The following is a 14,543-nucleotide window of genomic DNA, read 5'->3' as shown; positions in this document are numbered from 1 at the left end:
GCTGGAACACGTACTCCGCCCTCGTCGGCACCGGCGACCTGACCGGTGACGGCCGCGCCGATCTGGTGGCACGGGACACCGCCGGGAAGCTGTGGGCGCGGCGATGCCGCGCCCACCCCTTCCGCACGCCCGGCCCCCCTGCCTCCGGCCTGCCCGGCCCAGCCCCTTCCACAGGTCCGGCCCCCCTGCCTTCCGCCTGCCCGGCCCAGCTCCTTCGGCCTGCCCGGCCCGTCTTCCGCACGTCCGCATGCCTGCGCGCCCCCGCGCTCCGCGGGGGAAATTCCCCGAAACTGTTCCCCGCGGTCTCCACTCCGGGGCTATATTCGTTAGCGCAGCTAGTTAGCGCATCTAACTAGGCACACGAAAGGCATGGTGCATGAGCGACTCGCAGCTCTGGGACGACGTGGACGCCTACTTCACCGCCCTGCTCTCCCCGGAGGACGAATCCCTCCAGGCCGCGCAGCGCGACAGCGACACGGAAGGCCTGCCGCACATCAACGTCACGCCGAACCAGGGCAAGCTGCTCCAGCTCCTCGCCTGCCTCCAGGGCGCCCGCAACATCCTGGAGATCGGCACCCTGGGCGGCTACAGCACCATCTGGCTGGCCCGCGCGCTCCCCGCCGACGGCCGCCTGGTCACCCTGGAGTACGACGCCCACCACGCCGACGTCGCCCGCCGCAACCTCGCCCACGCCGGTCTGGACCGGGTCGCCGAGGTGCGGGTGGGCCCGGCCCTGGAGTCGCTGCCCAAGCTCGCCGACGAGAACCCGCCCCCCTTCGACCTGGTCTTCGTCGACGCCGACAAGGTCAACAACCCGCACTACGTGGAGTGGGCGCTGCGCCTGACGCGCACCGGCAGCCTGATCATCCTGGACAACGTGGTGCGCGGCGGCCGGGTGACCGATCCGGCGAGCACGGACCCGAGCGTGCGCGGCACCCGGGCCGCCCTCGAACTCATCGCGGAGCACCCCCGCCTGGACGGCACCGCGATCCAGACGGTCGGCAGCAAGGGCTACGACGGCTTCGCCCTCGCCCGCGTACTGGACTGACCGGGCCCGGCGCCGGCACCCCCGGCCCCCGTCCCCGGCCCTGTCCCCCGTCAGGCCTGCCGCCCGTCCGCGCTCAGACCTCGTGGTAGAAGCCCACGTTCACGCTGCGCGGGCTGGTGCGGTCCTGGACGACGATCTCGCCCGAGCCGCCCCGCGGCAGGGCCGCCGTGGCGCCGTAGGCGAGGGGCCGCGCGTGCTCGCCGGACATCAGGCGGACCTCGGAGGACGGCTCGGCCTGCGAGCCGCGCAGCCAGGTGACCTGCCAGGCGCCCTCGGCGCCGCAGCGGAACTCCAGGTGGACCCGGGAGACGAACAGCCAGTCGTCGGGCGTCACCAGGCGGCACACGGTCCCGTCCCGGCCCACGCGCAGCACGGCGCCCGGTTCGCTGGGCGCGTCGGCCATCAGCATGCCGGCCGTGGCGCCCGCCTCCGTCCCGGAGACGGAGGCCATGGTGAGTTCGAGCACGTGCGCTCCTCGTGGTTCGGGGCGCCCCGCGCCGCTGCCTTCGCCGCGTGCCCGGCCGTGCGCGCCAACACCGGTGACGGGGCGCCCGGTTGACGCACCGCGGCGGAATGATAAATCGCCTGGGCCGGGCGCGTCCGGCACAATGGCCTCATGACCGAGCGAAAGCCACCGGGTGTGCCGTTCGAGTCCTGGGTCGAGAAGGAGATCCGTGACGCCCAGGGGCGCGGTGACTTCGACCGGCTGCCCGGCGCGGGCAAGCCCCTCCCGGACGACACCACCTACGACGAACTGTGGTGGGTCAAGCGCAAGATGGCCCGCGAGGGCCTGTCCGTCCTGCCCCCGTCCCTCGCCCTGCGCAAGGAGGCCGAGGACGCGCTGGCGGCGGCGTACGCCGCCCCCTCGGAGAACACCGTCCGGAAGATCATCGCGGACATCAACACGAAGATCCTCGACATGATGCTCAAGCCGCCGCCGGGCCCGCCCCTGGGGCTGAAGCGGTACGACGTCGAAGAGGTCGTCCGCGAGTGGCGCACCCGACGCGGACCGCAGGGCACCCGCACGGCGGGCGAGTAGCGGCGAGCGGGCAGCGGCATCCCCACAGCGAACGGGTGCGGCAGGGGGCCACGCGGCAAGCGGGCGGGGGGGCCGTGGGGCGAGGGGGCCGACGCGGCCGACGCGGCCGGCGCGACGGGGGCGCAGGGGCCGTGGCGCACGGGAGCGGCAACGGTCGCCGGGGCCGTACGGACCGTTGGGCGGCGCGGCTCGTGGATAACAGGTTGCGCGGCCCCGCCGCTCCCCGCCGACAATGTCCGCATGCCGCCCAGGACCGATCCCCCGCCCGCCCACGCGCCCACGTCCGCGCCCCTGACCGGGCCCGCGACGGCGAGTGGGGCCGGGGCCGCGTCCTGGACCGTGGCCCCCGAGCCCTACGACTCCCCCGTCGCCCTCGCGCTCTGGCGGGCGTACTACACCGAGGTCAGCGACCGCTGGTACCTGCTGCACGAAGGCCACCGCACCGACCCGGCCGAGCTGGAGCGGGAGATCGCCGCCCACACCGGCTCCGAACTTGCCCCGCCCACCGGGCAGTTGCTGGTCGCCCGGTACGGCGGCCGCCCTGCGGGCACGGCGGGTGTACGGCTGCTGGACGCGGCCACCGCCGAGCTGACCCGCGTCTTCCTGCGCGAGGAGGCACGCGGCAGGGGCGGCGCGGTCCTGCTGGTCACCGCCGCCGAGGACGCGGCCCGCGCGCTCGGCGCCCGGCGGATGATCCTGGACACCCGCGGCGACCTGGTGGAGGCCCGCGCCCTGTACGCGCGGCTGGGCTACACGGAGAACGCCCGGCACAACGACGACCCGTACGCCGAGCACTGGTTCAGCAAGCCGCTCGGCGCCGGCGAGGACGACGCCGGCCGGGCCATGACGGGCGGCCGGCCGGCGCGGCGCGTCGGCGGCGGTGCCCCGGCCGCGCACGACCGAGACGGCGTGAGCCGGCCGGGTCACGCCTAGCGGGACGTCTGCCAGGTGACCGCCCGCTCGTCGTGCGGGCGTTCCGCGTCGGAGCCGCACAGCTCTCCCGTCAGTTCCTTCACCAACTGCGCCAGGTCGGTCGGCCGGTCGGGCCCCCACCAGTCGCCGAGCAGTTCGGCGAGCGACTCCTCGCGGGCCCGCGCCAGCCGCTCGGCGACCTCGCGTCCCCGGTCGGTCAGGACGAGGTCCAGACCCAGCCGTTCGGCCAGGTGCCGCTCCTCCACCTGGCGGGCCGCCTCCAGGATGACGGTCAGCGGGACGGGCACCCGCTCCGCCAGCAGGGCGGGCTCCACCCAGCCGTACCGTTTGATGCGCAGCACCAGCCAGCTCGTGGCGGGCAGCAGGTCGTAGCCCGCCCGCGCGGTGATCGTCCGGTAGATCTCGCGCCGCCCCTCGCGGGTGCCCAGCACCGACAGCGCCCGGCACACCTCGTCGTAGGAGGACCGTTCGACGGGGTTGGTGGCGAGCGTCTGCGTGCCGTCGGGCGCGGTGACCGAGCCGCGCAGCCTGTCCTCCTTCAGGAACCAGGCCAGCACGAAGGCGAGGAGGGCCACCGGAGCGGCGTAGAGGAAGACGTCGGTGATGGCGGAGGCGTACGCGTGCAGGGCGGCCGGGCGCAGGCCGGGCGGCAGGGCGGCGATGCCGCGCGGGTCGGACTTGAGGGTGTTCGCCGAGACGCCCGGCGGCAGGTGGGCGCCCCGGAAGGCGGCGGTGAGCTGGTCGGCGAGCCGGCTCGCGAAGACCGTGCCGAAGATCGCCACGCCGAACGACGCGCCGATGGACCGGAAGAAGGTGGCGCCGGAGGTGGCGACGCCCAGGTCCTCGTAGCTGACGGCGTTCTGCACGATGAGGACGAGCACCTGCATGACCAGGCCGAGCCCCAGACCGAAGACGAAGAAGTAACCGCTCATCTCGGCGGTGGAGCTGTGCTCGTCGAGGCGGTGCAGCAGGAGCAGGCCGATCGTGGTGACGGCGGTCCCGGTCACCGGGAACACCTTCCAGCGGCCGGTGCGGCTGACGATCTGCCCGGAACCGGTGGAGGCCAGCAGCATGCCGGCCACCATCGGCAGCATGTGCACGCCGGACAGCGTCGGCGAGATGCCCCGCACGACCTGGAGGAACGTCGGCAGGTACGTCATCGCGCCGAACATCGCGAAGCCGACGATGAAGCTGATGACGGCGGAGAGCGTGAAGGTGCGGATGCGGAACAGCTTCAGTGGCAGCACCGGCTCGGCCGCCCGGCGCTCGGCGGCCACGAACGCCACGACGAGGACGACACCGGCCACCACCAGGCCGATGATCTGCGGCGAGCCCCACGGCCAGGTGGTGCCGCCGAGCGAGGCGACCAGCACCAGGCAGGTGGCGACCGAGGCGATCAGCAGCGTGCCGAGGTAGTCGATGACGTGGTGCTGCGCCTTGCGCGGGATGTGCAGGGCGGCGGCGATCACGGCCAGGGCGACGATGCCGACGGGCAGGTTGACGTAGAAGACCCAGCGCCAGCTGAGGTGCTGGGTGAAGACCCCGCCGAGCAGCGGTCCGAGCACGCTCGTCGCACCGAAGACGGCACCGAACAGCCCCTGGTACCGGCCGCGTTCACGCGGTGAGACGACATCGCCCACGATGGCCATGGACAGCACCATCAGCCCGCCGCCGCCCAGGCCCTGAAGCGCCCGGAACGCGATCAGCTCGGGCATGTTCCGCGCCATCCCGCACAGCGCCGAGCCGATCAGGAAGATCACGATGGCGGTCTGGAACAGCTTCTTGCGCCCGTACTGGTCACCGAGCTTGCCCCACAGCGGGGTCGCGGCGGTCGAGGCCAGCAGGTAGGCGGTGACCACCCAGGACAGGTGCTCGAGACCGCCGAGGTCGCTGACGATGGTGGGCAGCGCGGTGGACACGATCGTCTGGTCCAGCGCGGCGAGCAGCATGCCGAGGAGCAGCGCGCCGATGGAGACGAGCACGTTGCCCGAGACGTGCTCGGACTCACCCGGGTCCGCGCCGTGCGGAGGCGGCGGTACGGACGGGGGTATGGCCGATCCCGCCGATCCGCCCGTTCCCGCCGTTCCCGCCGTTCCCGCCGCTGCGGCCGTCGTCGGCCCCCCGGGCGTCTCCGACGTGCCGGCCCTGCCCTGTCCATCCCCGGCCATGAAGACCTCCCGACGCTCTCGTGACCTCTTCCATCGTCACCGGTGTGTCCCGGTATGGCCTGTCGAGTCCCCCCTTCGGGACCGTCGTTCCGGGGGCTTCGGGGAGAAGGTGTGGAGAGGATCTGCATAATCCTTGGAGTCCGGACTGGGAGGGGACCCACGCGTGGAAGAGCCGAAGGGGCATGTCTGCCCGGAGTGCGGAGCGCCCCGGAGCGCGGACAACTCCCCGTCGTGCGCCTGCCGGCAGCGAGCGGCCGACGCCCTGCGCGACGCCCGGACGGCGGAAGCGGCAGCGGCGGAGGACTTCGATCCGCTGCGCATACGGCCATACGTGGACTACAGGGACTCGGGGGACTCTGGGGACTTGGGAGGCCGCGGGGGCTCTTGGGGCTCCGGGGGCTACGGAGGCGCCGGGGACTCCTGGGACGAGGAGGGTTCCCGGGGGCTCGGCGACGACGGCGCCGGGCGGGACGGGGCGGACGGCGCAGACGGCACGCGGGGCCCGCACGGCGCTGCGGCCCGGGAGGGCTCGGGCTCGCCCGTGACGCCGGGGAACCCGCAGGCCGCCCCGGGTGCCGGACCGGACACGACCACGACGACGCCCCCGGCCACGAAGCCCGCACCCAGGCCGACGGCGACGACCAACGGGGCGGACGCGCCGCGTGCGACAGGCGCGGCGCACCCGGCCGCAACCGCGCACCACGGCGAGACGGCGGCCGGCGCCCGCACGGAGGCGCCGACGCGGGCCGTCCCCGCCGTCGAGGCCACCATGCCGCTGCGGACGGTCGCGCTCCCCGCTCCGCCGACGCCCCGGGCGGACGCGCCGAGCGCGACCGACCTGAGCATGTTCGACTCCGGCGGCACCCACGCCTTCGAGGGCATCGGGGCCGCGGCGGGCGACGACGGCGGTGCGGGCGGCGAAGACACCGCGCCGGAAGGGCGCCGTCGCGGGCGCCGCCGGCCCGCCGCCCTGCTCGCCGTCTCGGCGGCGGTTGTCGCGCTCGCGGCGGCGTGCGCGTACGCCGGGGGCCTGTTCTCGTACGAGTCCCCGGCCCGGGACGGCGCCGCCCAGGAGGTACGGGAGGGCATCCCCGACGGCCCGGCGTCCACCGCGCCCGCGGCCCCGCCGAAAAGTTCCGCGCCCGCGCCCTCCCCCAGCGGGTCCGCGCCGGCGAGCGCGTCGCCGTCCGCCACCGCGAGCCCGTCCGCGTCCCCGTCGCCCTCCGCGACGAGCGCCTCCCCGTCACCGTCCGGGTCCACGGGCTCCGCCCCGCCGGGACTCGCGCCCACCGCCACCGCCCCGACCGCCTCCGCGTCCCCCCGGGTCACGCGGACGCCCCTCCCCCCGGCCACGCTGCGCCGGGGCGACCGCGGCCCCGAGGTGAGCGACCTGCAGGAGCGCCTGGCGCGGCTGTACCTCTACACCGGCCGGATCGACGGCTTCTACGACCAGCACGTGGAGAACTCGGTACGGACCTACCAGTGGGCCCGCGGCATCACCTCGGACGGCCTCGGCGTCTACGGGCCGGCGACACGGGCGAGCCTGGAGGCGGAGACGTCCCACCGGTGAGGCCCGGCCCGTCCGGGCGAGCCGAGCCCCGGTCCGGTCCGGTCCGTCGGATCACGTGGGGGCAAGGCCGCGGGAGCGCCGTGAGGTGAGGCGGGCTCGGGGGTGGAGGCGGGGAGGCAGTGGATCTCCACCCGTGATTCCACCCGTGGGTCCAGGTGCCGGGAGCCTCTTCGCCGCAGTCTTGAGGGCATGACAGCGACCGAGTGGATCACGGACATCGCCCTCATCCTCGTCGTCTTCCGGCAGCTGCGGGAAGACCGGCTCGACCTCAAGACCTTCCTGATCCCGCTGGGGATCGTGGCCTACGTCGCCTACTCCTACCTGGACGGCATCCCCACCGCGGGCAACGACCTGGTGCTGGTCACGGCCCTGACGGGCGTGGGCGCCGCGCTCGGCGTCACCGGCGGCCTCCACACACGGATACGGTCGGCCGGCGGGCACCTCCTGATCAAGGCCGGGGTGGTGTCGGCGGTCCTGTGGGTCGTGGGCATGGGGGCCCGGATGGGCTTCCAGATGTGGGTCGAGCACGGCGGCGGCGCCGACGACGTCGCCCGGTTCAGCGTCGCTCACCACATCACCGGTGACCAGGCATGGGTGACGGCGTTCGTGCTGATGGCCCTCACCGAGGTGGTCACCCGGGTGGCCACGATCTACCTGCGCAGCAGGAGGCGGGCGGTGGTCCGTCCCGTGCCCGTCCTCGACCGTGCGGCCTGACCGTGCAGTATCTTTCGCCCGTGACCGCGACCCCGAGCGCCCCCACTCCCGGGCAGAGCGCGCCGCAGGACGCGGCCCTGGCAGCGGACCGGGCGGCGGACACCCGGCCGCTTCCAGGGCACGACTCGCGGCCCCTTCCCGGGCAGGACCCGGCCCGGCGGGTGCCCGGGCCGGACCCGCGCACGCACTGGGTGCTGACCCTCGCGGTCGTCGTCGCCGGGATCTTCACCGTCCGGCCCGTGGGCTTCAGCGGCCAGGGTCTGGCCGTCGCCCTCCTCCTCGCCGTCAGCTCCGCGGCGCTGCTGGCCCGGCACCTGCCCGAGGGCAGGGTCTCCCCGCGCTCCGCCGTCGTCTGGCTGACGCTCGGCGTCGTCGCGGCAGCGGCCCTGATCGGCGTCAGCCGCTCCGGAACGGGTTATCTCTTCGCCTACTTCCTCGCCGGACACCTCGGATACCGGCTCGACACCAGACCGGCCCTCCTGCTCGCCGCGTTCTGCAGCCTGCTCTGCGGCGCCGTCCTGTATGTCCGCCCCGGCCCGGACTACCCGCTGCTGCCCTGGACGGTCGGTCTCACCGCCGGAGCCCCGGTCGTGATCGGCATCATCAATCGCGGTCAGCGCCGGGCCGTCCGGGCGGCGATCGAGGCGGCCGAGTCGGCCGAACGCGCGGCGCGCGCGGAGGCGCGCACGGCCGTGCTGGCCGAGCGCAGCCGGATCGCCCGGGACGTGCACGACGTCCTGGCGCACTCGTTGGCCGGGATCAACATGCAGCTGGAACTGGCCGACGCGCTGCTCGACACCGGCGACCTGGAGAAGGTCCGGGCGGCCAACGACAAGGCCCACGACCTCGTCAAGGAGAGCCTGAGACAGGCGCAGTGGACCGTGCACGCGCTGCGTGAGGACTCGCTGCCCCTGCGGGAGAGCCTGGCCGCGATGCTCGCCTCGTCGGGCCACCGTGACGTTCTCACCGTCACGGGGACCGTCCGCGCGGTGCCGCCGGGGGCGACACAGAATCTGCGCTGGGCGCGGGCGCCCGCGGCTATCTGACCAAGAACGCGGGACGCCTGGACATCACCCGGGCGATCCGGGCCGCTGCCGCCGGTCAGTCGGTGCTCGACCGCGAGGTCCAGGACCGGCTGCTGGCCACCGTCCGGACCAAGGCACCCACGTCGGCCCCGGCTCCGCCGCGGCCCCTGCCGGACGACCTCACGCGTCGCGAACGCGAGGTGCTCACGCTGATCGGCCAGGGCCTGCCCAACCGGGGCATCGCCGAGAAGCTGTTCATCGGCGAGGCCACGGTCAAGATCCACATCAACACCCTGTTCGCCAAGGCGGGCATCCGCGACCGGGCGGACGCGATCCGCCGCGCCATCGAAGCCGGCCTGGCCTGAATCCGTTCGGGCCGGCCTGGCCTGAATCTGCTTCGGGGCGGCCTGACCGGCCCGCAACCGAGGCCGCCGCGGGCCGCTGCGACCCGCGCCCGCCCCGTGTGCAGGCGGGCGGTCAGCCCAGGTGCGGGCACACTCGTCACTCCAGGCGCAGGCGTCCGGTCAGCCCAGGTGCGGGCGCGCCCGTCACTCCAGGCGCAGGCGGACCCGTCACTCAGCCCACGTGCAGGCGCACCTCACACTCCAGGTGCAGGCGGGCGGTCAGCCAAGGCGCGTCCCCTCACTCCTGGCGCAGGTCGGCGGTCAGCCCACGTGCAGGCGGACCGTGCCGTCCCCGGCCGGCTCGACGCGGACCTGCGTGAGGTCGCGCACCACCGCGTCGGGCCGGTGCAGGGCGGCGCGCGGGCCGATGCCGATCACCCGCATCCCGGCGGCCCGCCCGGCGGCGATGCCCGCGCCGGAGTCCTCGAAGACCACGCAGTCGGCGGGGGCGATGCCGAGTTCGGCGGCGCCCTTGAGGAAGCCTTCCGGATCGGGCTTGCTGGCGCCGACGGACTCGGCGGTGACGCGCACGCCCGGCAGGGGCAGGCCCGCGGCGGCCATCCGGGCCGTGGAGAGGGCCACGTCCGCCGAGGTCACGAGGGCATGCGGCAGGCCGCGCAGCGCGGCCAGGAACTCCGGCGCGCCGGGTACCGGCACCACGCCCTCCATGTCCGAGGTCTCCTCGGCGAGCATGCGGGCGTTCTCGGCGAGGTTCTGCTCCTGGGGCCGGTTCGGCAGCAGCAGCGCCATCGAGGCGTGTCCCTGCCGGCCGTGGACCACCTTCATCACCTCGTCGCCGTCCAGACCGTGCCGGTCGGCCCAGCGCCGCCAGACGCGGTCGACGACCGCGTCCGAATTGACGAGGGTGCCGTCCATGTCCAGCAGGAAGGCTCGGGCGGTGAGCACGGCGGTGGCCGTCATCGGCAGCTCCAAGGCGCGCGGCGGGGCATGGGGTGGGCCCCGGGGTGACCCGCCGGGACGTTCCGGGGGTGGAGGACAAGGCGGCCCCGCCCGCCGGTCAGGGAGTGCGGGCGGGAGCCACTTTGTTCCTCCACGGTACAAAACAAGTCGGGCCTCACGCCACCGCCGGGCGAAACCTTCATCCGCCGTTCAGCTCCACGCCGGCCTCCGGGGCCCTCCCCGCGCGGGCGAGGCACCCCGCGACCAACCGCCCCGGCCGCAGCCCTGAGCGACAGCACGGCGGGCACGGCGCCGAGCGGCGGCACCAGGGCCGTACCACCGAGTGACAACGCCGGGCCGCGGTGCCGAGCGGCGGCACCGCGGGCGCCCTGCGGCCGGGGGCCGGGGGCCGGGGGCCGCCTCGGCGGCAGCACCCGGGCGCCCCGCGCGGCCGCGGGCCGCCCGGGTGCTCAGGCCACCGCCTCCCACAGGCTCCACACGCCGAGCGCGAGCATGAGCACGGCCGCGATCTTGGTGATCAGGTTCAGCGGCACGCGCCGCATCAGCGCCTTGCCGCCGACGATGCCGAGCCCGGCGACGGCCCAGAGAGCCAGGACAGCGCCCAGTCCGACGGAGACGGGGTCGTCGTAACGGGCGGCGAGGTTCGCCGTCATGATCTGGGTGAGGTCCCCGAACTCGGCGACCAGGATGAGCATGAAGCCGGTGCCCGCGACCCGCCAGAAGGACTGGTCCTGCGGCTGCCGGATCTCCTCGTCGTCGTCGCCCTTCTTCAGCAGCAGCACGGCCGCGCCGCCGAGGAACAGCACGCCCGTCAGCGCGTGCACGATCCGCTGCGGCAGCAGCGTCAGCACGCTGCCCGCGGCCACGGCCAGCACGACGTGCAGCAGGAAGGCGGCGGCGACTCCGGCGAAGACGTAGGAGGCGCGGTAACGGGTGCCGAGGACGAGTCCCGCCAGGGCCGTCTTGTCCGGCAGCTCGGCGAGGAAGACGACGCCGAAGACGAGCGCCAGGACGCTGAGACTGATCACTGTCCCTCAATCGGTCGGGCCACCCCGCCGAGAGTGCTGCGATCCGTGCGACCAGAGCCTCGGCAGGGCAGCGCACGGATGCACCCGTGCCGTACGCACGGGCGTGCACTGCTGTGCCGAAGGTCTCGCTGGCCGCCCCCGGACCCTGTCCGAGGCCTGCCTCCGGGCGCCGGCTCAGCCCAGCTGAGCAGTATGTCGACGGTCCGGCGAAGAGCTACTCCCCTTCTGCGCCGTCCATCGTACGCGACCGGAAGTTCCGGCACGGGCCTTGTCATGTCATGCACGCGTCACTAACTTCTCACCGCGCGCACACCTCCCCGCAACGCGCCGCCGCGAGCATTCCCACACTCGCGCCGAAAACCCCCACCAATCAAGGGAGTTCACATGGTCCGCAGGTTCCGCAGGTCTTCCCGGCCCGCGTTCTACGCGCGTCGACGACTGGGCATACTCACGGCCCTCACCGGCCTCCTCGCCACCGCAGCACTGATCAACTCCCCGACCGCCTCCGCCACCCTCCCCACACCGGTCAGCGCCGCCACCGCCCGCGGCTACCTCGCCTCCCTCACCGTCGCCACCGAGAACCGCACCGGTTACGACCGCGACCTCTTCCCGCACTGGATCACCATCAGCGGCAGCTGCAACACCCGCGAGACCGTCCTCAAGCGGGACGGCTCGAACGTCACCACCGACTCCTCCTGCGCCGCGACCGGCGGCAGCTGGTACTCGCCCTACGACGGCGCGACCTGGACCGCCGCCTCCGACCTGGACATCGACCACCTCGTGCCGCTCGCCGAGGCCTGGGACTCCGGGGCGAGCAAGTGGACCACGGCACAGCGTCAGGCCTTCGCCAACGACCTGACCCGCCCGCAGCTCATCGCCGTCACCGACAACGTGAACCAGGCCAAGGGCGACCAGGACCCGGCGACCTGGGTGCCGTCCCGGACGGCGTACGTCTGCACGTACGTGCGCGCCTGGGTCCAGGTGAAGTACTACTACAACCTGTCGGTCGACTCCGCGGAGAAGAGCGCCCTCCAGGGCTACCTCGCAAGCTGCTGACGGGACCCTTCCGCCGCAAGCCGCCCCACGGGACCCGGTCCACGGCCACCCCTCCCGCCACCGCCTCTTTCGGCCCGCCCTCCGCCCGCCCTCCTCCCCCGCGCACACCCGTACGGGCCGCCGGAGGAGGGCGGGTTTCGCCGTCCGGACACCGCCGCCGGGGCGCCGCCACCCGGCCGCCGCCGCCCACTACCGCCATCCGGTCAGTGCCGTCCGAACCCCGCTGCCCCTCACAGCCACCCGGCCAGCGCCGGGCAGCCGCCGGCCGACCGCCGCCTCCGACCCCCGCCCCCATCCGGTCACCGACATCCGGCCATCACCGCCGCCCCTCGCGCCGGCCAGACGCCGCCGTCCGACCGCCGCCGTCCGGCCGTCCGCCGCCCCCGTCGTCCCGTCGCATCGCCCGGCCAGACCCCCGCCGCCAGACCCCCGCCGCTCCCGTCCCGGCCCTCGGTCCCGCCCGTCTGAACGCGCCTGCCTGAGCCCGCCCGTCCGGGGGCCGGGCCGCCCGCCGGGGTCGCCAGGGTCGGCGCAGCGGCCGGCCGCACCTGGTCCACCTGCCTCCGCGCGCCCGTCCGCGGATGGCTGATCCGAGCCATCGGCCGCCCGGGGCCGTACCCGGCCTTTTTGGTTCGGTCATGTGTTCGTCAACTCGGCGCTCGCCGACGTGCGCGCCGAGCGCGTCAGCGCGGCTCCGGGCGCAGGCCGCGACCGCGAGCCGGGCCGGCCGGGAGCCGTAGCGGAGTCCCGCGCCACCTCCGGAGCGACCGGTGGTCCACCTGGTGGCACACCCCGTTATTCACCAGGTTGTCCGCCCTGTGGAAGGTTCGCGCACTTCACGCAATCCACTGCGTACCGCGTCAAACGGAACCCGAGCAGGATCCTCACTGTGGCCAGATGTTGAACTTGCAAGTACAGATTAGGCCGACCTAACCTAGGTCACCCGTTCGGACGCGTCCCCAGCCGGCCCCCTCCCCGGGCCGGCCTCACCGAAGGAGCACCCCCCATGACCGGCTTGACCGGACGTCTCAACTCCGCGCAGCCCTATGTCCTCGGCCTGTTCCGCATCGTCGTAGGACTGGTCTTCTTCTGCCACGGCGCCGCTTCCCTCTTCGGCGTGCTCGGCGGCGCGCCCGGCACCCACGGCGGCACGCTCGCGGCCGGCACCTGGCCGAACTGGTACGCGGCGGTGATCCAGGTGGTCGGCGGCGCTCTGGTCATGCTGGGCCTGGGCACCCGCGCCGCCGCGTTCGTCGCCTCCGGCTCCATGGCCTTCGCCTACTTCGACGTGCACCAGAAGGCGGCACTGTGGCCCATCCAGAACGGCGGCGAGATGCCGGTGATGTTCTGCTGGGCCTTCCTGCTGCTGGTCTTCACCGGCTCCGGCGCGTTCGCCCTGGACGGGCTGCTCGCCCGGCGCTCGGCACAGCGGAGCCCCGCCGCCGAGCAGACCCCGGTCGCTGCCTGACGACCGCCCGGGCAGTCTCTCCCGGCGAGCACCCGCACGGCACGACACGGCACCCGCCCGGCACGGCCCCCGCCTCCGTCGCGGCTCGCCCACCCCGTGCGGGTGCCGGTGCCCCGTCGCGGCGCCCACCCCGTGCGGGTGCCGGTGTCCCCGCCTCGGCGCCCGTCCCGGACGGGTGCCGGTCCTCCGCCGTGGCGCGCATCCCGAGACCGGGTACGGGGCCCCGGCCGCCGCGCGCCCCCTGAACCGCGTGGCCTGCCGGCTCCCGCGAACGCCCGGCCCTCGATCCCCCGCTCCCCGCGCGAACACCTGAGCCCCCCGTGGACCTCCTGTCACACCCCAGGCGTACGCTGTATGGCTGTTCACAGACCGCCCCTGCCGCTCCCCCGCGACATCGCGGCACACGGTCCGGTCCACGGGGGAGTTCAGGGAGTTCGCGGTGCTGGAGAGTGTGGCGAGGGTGGGGGCGCTCACCGGCACTCCGTGGATCTATGTCGCGGTGACCCTCTCGGTGCTGCTCGACGTCTTCCTGCCGGTGCTGCCCAGCGGTGTCCTGATCGTGACGGCCGCCACGGCGGCCGCCGCCGGCACGGGCGCCGCGGCCGGGCACGTCCCGCACGACGTGCCCGACATCCTCGCGCTGATCCTGTGCGCCGCCACGGCCTCGGTGCTGGGCGACCTCTTCGCCTACCGCCTCGCCCGGCGCGGCGGCGAGCGCCTGGACCGGGCCATCGCCCGCTCCCGCAGGCTCAGCACCGCGCAGGAACGACTCGGCGCGGCCCTCGCGCGCGGCGGCGGCGGTGCGCTCGTGGTCATCGCCCGGTTCGCCCCGGCCGGCCGCTCGGTCGTCTCGTTCAGCGCGGGCGCGGCGCACCGCCGGGTGCGCGAGTTCCTGCCCTGGTCCGCGCTGGCCGGTCTGTCCTGGGCCGCCTACAGCGTGGCGCTCGGCTACTTCGGCACCCGCTGGCTCGGCGCCGCCTGGCTCGCCACCTGCGTCTCCGTGGCGGCCCTGTTCGTGGCGGGCGCCGGGGCGGCGTACCTGATGCGCCGCGCCCCCGAGCACCCGAAGGCGTCCTAGGAGTTGTCGTCAAAGTGTCACGCCCACATCAGGAGCGATGCGAGGGTGATGGCTGCTTGGTAGGACTCGGCGGTCTTGTCGTAGCGGGTGG

General features: G+C 74.4%; 12 protein-coding genes and 2 pseudogenes. 10 read left to right on the top strand and 4 right to left on the bottom strand.

The genetic code is table 11. The annotated features are described in order from the left end of the window. Window positions 1-376: 376 nt before the first annotated feature. Window positions 377-1,048 (top strand): O-methyltransferase, encoded by a 672-nt coding sequence (locus tag ABZ719_RS35715; RefSeq protein WP_366729332.1) that lies wholly within the window; start codon window positions 377-379, stop codon window positions 1,046-1,048. 73 nt (window positions 1,049-1,121) lie between these two features. On the opposite strand, the gene ABZ719_RS35710 is transcribed toward ABZ719_RS35715, so the two are convergent. Further along, window positions 1,122-1,514: a hypothetical protein gene (locus ABZ719_RS35710; RefSeq protein WP_366729331.1), complete on the bottom strand. Its 393-nt coding sequence runs from the start codon at window positions 1,512-1,514 to the stop codon at window positions 1,122-1,124. 150 nt (window positions 1,515-1,664) lie between these two features. On the opposite strand from ABZ719_RS35710, the gene ABZ719_RS35705 reads away from it, so the two are divergent. Both ABZ719_RS35705 and ABZ719_RS35700 read left to right on the top strand, forming a co-directional pair. Next, window positions 1,665-2,087: a DUF1992 domain-containing protein gene (locus tag ABZ719_RS35705; RefSeq protein ID WP_366729330.1), complete on the top strand. Its 423-nt coding sequence runs from the start codon at window positions 1,665-1,667 to the stop codon at window positions 2,085-2,087. 240 nt (window positions 2,088-2,327) lie between these two features. Then, window positions 2,328-3,020: a GNAT family N-acetyltransferase gene (locus ABZ719_RS35700; RefSeq protein ID WP_366729329.1), complete on the top strand. Its 693-nt coding sequence runs from the start codon at window positions 2,328-2,330 to the stop codon at window positions 3,018-3,020. On the opposite strand, the gene ABZ719_RS35695 is transcribed toward ABZ719_RS35700, so the two are convergent. After that, window positions 3,017-5,188: an MDR family MFS transporter gene (locus ABZ719_RS35695; RefSeq protein WP_366729328.1), complete on the bottom strand. Its 2,172-nt coding sequence runs from the start codon at window positions 5,186-5,188 to the stop codon at window positions 3,017-3,019. The two genes, ABZ719_RS35700 and ABZ719_RS35695, sit on opposite strands and share 4 nt — an antisense overlap. Window positions 5,189-5,729: 541 nt before the next feature. Here ABZ719_RS35695 and ABZ719_RS35690 point away from each other — a divergent pair. The 4 genes and pseudogenes from ABZ719_RS35690 to ABZ719_RS35675 all read left to right on the top strand — a co-directional run. Continuing rightward, the gene (locus ABZ719_RS35690) at window positions 5,730-6,758 is read left to right on the top strand and encodes a peptidoglycan-binding domain-containing protein (protein WP_366729327.1); all 1,029 of its coding nucleotides are present in this window, start codon (window positions 5,730-5,732) and stop codon (window positions 6,756-6,758) included. Window positions 6,759-6,947: 189 nt separating this feature from the next. After that, entirely contained in the window at window positions 6,948-7,472 is a 525-nt protein-coding gene (locus tag ABZ719_RS35685; RefSeq protein ID WP_366729326.1) for a hypothetical protein, read from the top strand. A gap of 191 nt (window positions 7,473-7,663) precedes the next feature. Beyond that, window positions 7,664-8,488: pseudogene (locus ABZ719_RS35680) on the top strand (histidine kinase dimerization/phosphoacceptor domain-containing protein); the annotation flags it as partial. After that, a pseudogene (locus tag ABZ719_RS35675) lies at window positions 8,488-8,862 on the top strand (response regulator transcription factor); the annotation flags it as partial. The pseudogenes ABZ719_RS35680 and ABZ719_RS35675, both read left to right, overlap by 1 nt. Window positions 8,863-9,162: 300 nt before the next feature. Here the strand turns inward: ABZ719_RS35675 and ABZ719_RS35670 are convergent. Continuing rightward, window positions 9,163-9,822, bottom strand: a complete 660-nt coding sequence (locus tag ABZ719_RS35670) for an HAD-IA family hydrolase (protein ID WP_366729325.1) — start codon at window positions 9,820-9,822, stop codon at window positions 9,163-9,165. 449 nt (window positions 9,823-10,271) lie between these two features. Beyond that, the gene (locus ABZ719_RS35665) at window positions 10,272-10,850 is read right to left on the bottom strand and encodes a TMEM165/GDT1 family protein (RefSeq protein ID WP_366729324.1); all 579 of its coding nucleotides are present in this window, start codon (window positions 10,848-10,850) and stop codon (window positions 10,272-10,274) included. A 384-nt stretch (window positions 10,851-11,234) separates the two neighbouring features. Here ABZ719_RS35665 and ABZ719_RS35660 point away from each other — a divergent pair, with 384 nt between their 5' ends. From ABZ719_RS35660 to ABZ719_RS35650, 3 genes are all read left to right on the top strand, one after another. Further along, complete coding sequence (locus ABZ719_RS35660; protein ID WP_366729323.1) at window positions 11,235-11,906, top strand: HNH endonuclease family protein; 672 nt, start codon at window positions 11,235-11,237, stop codon at window positions 11,904-11,906. A 1,015-nt stretch (window positions 11,907-12,921) separates the two neighbouring features. Continuing rightward, entirely contained in the window at window positions 12,922-13,374 is a 453-nt protein-coding gene (locus tag ABZ719_RS35655) for a DoxX family protein (RefSeq protein WP_366729333.1), read from the top strand. Window positions 13,375-13,813: 439 nt separating this feature from the next. Next, a complete protein-coding gene (locus ABZ719_RS35650) occupies window positions 13,814-14,452 on the top strand; it encodes a VTT domain-containing protein (RefSeq protein WP_366729322.1) in 639 nt (212 codons plus the stop codon). Window positions 14,453-14,543 lie beyond the last annotated feature (91 nt).

The sequence above is a fragment of the Streptomyces sp. NPDC006743 genome, from assembly GCF_040703815.1.
Classification (GTDB): domain Bacteria; phylum Actinomycetota; class Actinomycetes; order Streptomycetales; family Streptomycetaceae; genus Streptomyces.
Note: the sequence above shows the minus strand (reverse complement) of the source record. Positions and strands in the feature narration are given on the sequence as shown.

Bases quoted from the DNA above. Each gene is read 5' to 3' on its own strand.
- ABZ719_RS35700 (WP_366729329.1), top strand. From the start codon at position 2,328: ATGCCGCCCAGGACCGATCCCCCGCCCGCCCACGCGCCCACGTCCGCG.
- ABZ719_RS35670 (WP_366729325.1), bottom strand. From the start codon at position 9,822: ATGACGGCCACCGCCGTGCTCACCGCCCGAGCCTTCCTGCTGGACATG.
- ABZ719_RS35715 (WP_366729332.1), top strand. From the start codon at position 377: ATGAGCGACTCGCAGCTCTGGGACGACGTGGACGCCTACTTCACCGCC.
- ABZ719_RS35695 (WP_366729328.1), bottom strand. From the start codon at position 5,188: ATGGCCGGGGATGGACAGGGCAGGGCCGGCACGTCGGAGACGCCCGGG.
- ABZ719_RS35660 (WP_366729323.1), top strand. From the start codon at position 11,235: ATGGTCCGCAGGTTCCGCAGGTCTTCCCGGCCCGCGTTCTACGCGCGT.
- ABZ719_RS35685 (WP_366729326.1), top strand. From the start codon at position 6,948: ATGACAGCGACCGAGTGGATCACGGACATCGCCCTCATCCTCGTCGTC.
- ABZ719_RS35705 (WP_366729330.1), top strand. From the start codon at position 1,665: ATGACCGAGCGAAAGCCACCGGGTGTGCCGTTCGAGTCCTGGGTCGAG.